Origin of the sequence: Mesorhizobium sp. M7A.F.Ca.AU.002.02.1.1 (assembly GCF_003998535.1) — a bacterium.
Classification (GTDB): Bacteria; Pseudomonadota; Alphaproteobacteria; order Rhizobiales; family Rhizobiaceae; genus Mesorhizobium; species Mesorhizobium ciceri.
The window spans coordinates 1-3523 of record NZ_RZPB01000637.1; the positions used below are offsets into that span (position 1 = coordinate 1).

Sequence of the window (3523 nt, forward strand, 5' to 3'; positions counted from 1 at the left end):
CTGCACGCCGTGCTGGTGTCGCGGCATGAGGATCACGCCATTTTCGACGAGGCCTTCCGGCTGTTCTGGAAGTCGCGCGAACTGATCGAAAAGATGCTGGCGATGTTTTCGCCGGTGGCGCCCGACACCAGGGAAAAGCAGAAGCCACGCGCCGCTGAAAACCGAGTCAGCCAGGCGATGTTCGAGGGACACCAGAAGAACCAGCCGCCACAGGAAATTCCCGAGATCGAGGTCGACGCCCGCTTCACCTTTTCCGGCAACGAGGTGCTGCGGGCCAAGGATTTTGCCCAGATGAACGCCGCCGAGATGGCCGACGCCAAGAAGGCGATCGCGCAGTTGCGGTTGCCTTTCGACATGGTGCGGACGCGGCGCTTCAAGGCCGATGCGCATGGCCGCCGCATCGATCCGCGCGCCATGATGCGTTCGGCCGCGCGCACCGGCGGCGAACTGATCCTGCCGAAATTCCGCTCAGCCCGCGAGGTTCATCCGCCGCTGGTCGTGTTGGCCGACATTTCCGGCTCGATGAGCCAGTATACGCGGATTTTCCTGCATTTCCTGCATGCGCTGACGGAAAAAAGGCGTCGCGTGCACACCTTCGTCTTCGGTACCCGGCTGACCAATCTGACGCGGCAGATGCGCCATCGCGACCCGGATGCAGCCCTTGCCGACTGTTCGGCGGCGGTCATGGACTGGTCGGGTGGCACCCGCATCGGCGACACGCTGGCCGAGTTCAACCTGATATGGTCGCGTCGCGTGCTGGGGCAGGGGGCGGTCGTGCTTCTGATCACAGATGGGCTGGAGCGCGACGATGTCGCCGGCCTGTCGGAGGAGATGGAGCGCCTGCACAAATCTTGCCGGCGGCTGATCTGGCTGAACCCGTTGCTGCGCTTCGACGGCTTCCAGGCGCGCGCCCGTGGCGTCAAGGCGATGCTGCCGCATGTCGACGAGTTCCGCTCGGTGCACAATCTCGATGCGCTCGCCGATCTCTGCGCGTCATTGGACAAGAAGTCGGCACAATCCGTCGATCCGCGCCGATGGCTGGAAGCTGGCGCGAGGCGCGCCGCATAACCATATCCTTCCCATCCGGAAAACAGATCCCGAGAAAAACAGACTTCTGGAGAAACGGTCATGGAAAACAGCATTTATCTGGATGAGGCCCGCGACCCGCTGATCATTGCGGAGGGCTGGATGAAGGACGGCAAGGACGTGGCCATCGCGACAGTGGTCGAGACCTGGGGTTCGGCGCCCCGACCTGTAGGCAGCCATCTGGTCATCGACGCACACGGCAATTTCCATGGCTCCGTCTCGGGCGGCTGCGTCGAAGGCGCTGTGGTCAGCGAGGCCATCGACGTCATCGACAGCGGCAAGGCCAGGATGCTGGAGTTCGGTGTTGCCGATGAAACCGCATGGCAAGTGGGCTTGTCCTGTGGCGGCCGCATCAAGGTGTACGTGGAAAGACTGGGCTAGAGCATGATCCCAAAAAGTGGGACCCGGTTTTTGGACAAGATGATGCTCGGACAAGAGATTTCCTGATGGATCCCTACGCCTTAAAAACTTTGAACGCCGAACGACGCGCCCGCCGTGCGGCGATCCTTGTCACCGATCTCGGTGACGGGCGCGACCGGATCGTGCGCGAGGGCGATCACGTCGCCGGCGATCTCGGAACCGCGATCGCCAGGGCGTTTCGCACCGGTAATTCCGGTTCGGTCGAAGCCGAGGGGCGGACTTTCTTTCTCAACGCGCATCTGCCGCAGCCGCGTCTGGTCGTGATTGGCGCTGTCCATATCAGCCAGGCGCTGGCGCCGATGGCGAAGATCGCCGGCTATCCCGTGGAGATCATCGACCCCCGCACCGCTTTCGCCACGCCGGACCGCTTTCCCGATGTGGCGCTTCATGCCGAATGGCCGGAGGATGTGCTGAAGCGTCAGCCGCTCGACAGCTACACCGCACTTGCCGCCGTCACCCATGATCCCAAGGTCGATGATTTCGCCCTGAAGGCAGCACTAGACGCCAACTGCTTCTATGTCGGCGCGCTCGGCAGCAGGAAGACGCATGCCAAGCGTGTCGAACGTTTGCTGGCGCTGGGCGCGAGCGCCGACCAGATCGCCCGTATTCATGCGCCGATCGGGCTCGATATTGGTGCTGCCAGCCCGGGAGAGATTGCTGTTGCGGTGTTGGCCCAGGCGATCCATGCCTTCCGCTCGCGCGGGCTGGACGCAAAAGGTGCGGCGGCGTGAAATTCGGACCGATCCCGATCGAGACGGCGGAAGGCGCGGTGCTGGCACACTCCACCACCGCTGGTGAACGCCGCTTCCGCAAGGCGCATAGGCTGAGCGCCGAAGATGTGGCGCTGCTACGGACTGCCGGTGTTTCCGAGGTCGTTGCGGCTGTTCTGGCTGAAGACGACCTCGGCGAGGATGCGGCCGCGCAAACGATTGCCGGGAGCATGGCCTTTCGCGGCATCGAAGCCAAGCCTGCCGCGACCGGGCGGGTCAACCTCCACGCCAAGGCGCCGGGCATCTTCACGGTCGATGCCGCTGCCATCGACGCCATCAATGCCATCGATCCCGCCATCACCATCGCCACGCTGGCGCAGCATGCGCCGGTCGAGAAAGGCCAGATGGTCGCGACGGTGAAGATCATTCCCTTCGCGGTCGGTTCAGCGCTGGTCGACGCTGCGACAGAAATCTGCGCCGCAGGCGAGATCTTTGCCGTCAATGCCTACCGGCCCGTGCGTGTCGGCGTCATCCAGACGGTTCTGCCGGGCATCAAGCCTTCCGTGCTCGACAAGACGCTGCGCGTCACCGAAGCGCGGCTGGCGCGCACCGGCGGCAGGCTGACGGCCGAGCGCCGCACGGCGCATGAGATCGCGCCGGTGGCGGAGGCCACGGCTTCCCTGGTGCGCGACAATGACATGGTGGTGATCTTCGGCGCCTCGGCGATGAGCGATTTCGCCGATGTCATTCCCGCGGCGATCGAGAGGGCGGGCGGTACCGTCGTCCGCGCCGGTATGCCGGTCGATCCCGGCAATCTGCTGGTGCTCGGTACGCTCGGCGGCAAGCACGTCATCGGCGCGCCCGGCTGCGCCCGCAGTCCCAAGGAGAACGGGTTCGATTGGGTGCTGGACCGATTGATCGCCGGTCTCGACGTGACCGCCAGGGATATTGCCGGCATGGGGGTCGGCGGGCTGCTGATGGAAATCCCCACACGGCCGCAGCCGCGCGAACCGCTGCCGGCCAAATCTCAGCTGAAGGTCGGCATCGTGCTGCTGGCGGCCGGCCGGTCGAGCCGCATGGGCGGGCCGAACAAGCTGTTGGCGCTGTTCGACGGCAAGCCGCTGGTGCGCCGCACCGCCGAGCGGGCGCTTGGCTCGAAGGCGTCCAGAACTGTCGTCGTCACCGGCCACCAGCGCGAGCGGGTGCGCGCTGCGCTGGCGGGCCTCGACGTGACCTTCGCCGACAATCCTGATTTTACCGACGGCTTGTCCACGTCGCTGAAGGCCGGCATTGCCTATCTGCCGGAG

General features: G+C 64.9%; 4 protein-coding genes. All 4 read left to right on the top strand.

Annotated features, from left to right (window positions below):
- On the top strand, positions 1 to 1068 hold a 1068-nt coding region (locus EN879_RS28375), incomplete at its 5' end, for a VWA domain-containing protein (protein WP_127274395.1).
- 60 nt (positions 1069 to 1128) lie between these two features.
- The gene (locus tag EN879_RS28380; protein WP_063167827.1) at positions 1129 to 1467 is read left to right on the top strand and encodes an XdhC family protein; all 339 of its coding nucleotides are present in this window, start codon (positions 1129 to 1131) and stop codon (positions 1465 to 1467) included.
- 65 nt (positions 1468 to 1532) lie between these two features.
- A complete protein-coding gene (locus tag EN879_RS28385) occupies positions 1533 to 2237 on the top strand; it encodes an XdhC family protein (RefSeq protein ID WP_013532111.1) in 705 nt (234 codons plus the stop codon).
- The coding region (locus EN879_RS28390) for an NTP transferase domain-containing protein (protein WP_127274396.1) at positions 2234 to 3523 on the top strand (1290 nt) is incomplete at its 3' end. The genes EN879_RS28385 and EN879_RS28390, both read left to right, overlap by 4 nt.

What these genes read in the sequence shown, in the direction of transcription:
- EN879_RS28380 (WP_063167827.1), top strand. Translation starts at nt 1,129, where the DNA reads ATGGAAAACAGCATTTATCTGGATGAGGCCCGCGACCCGCTGATCATT.
- EN879_RS28385 (WP_013532111.1), top strand. Translation starts at nt 1,533, where the DNA reads ATGGATCCCTACGCCTTAAAAACTTTGAACGCCGAACGACGCGCCCGC.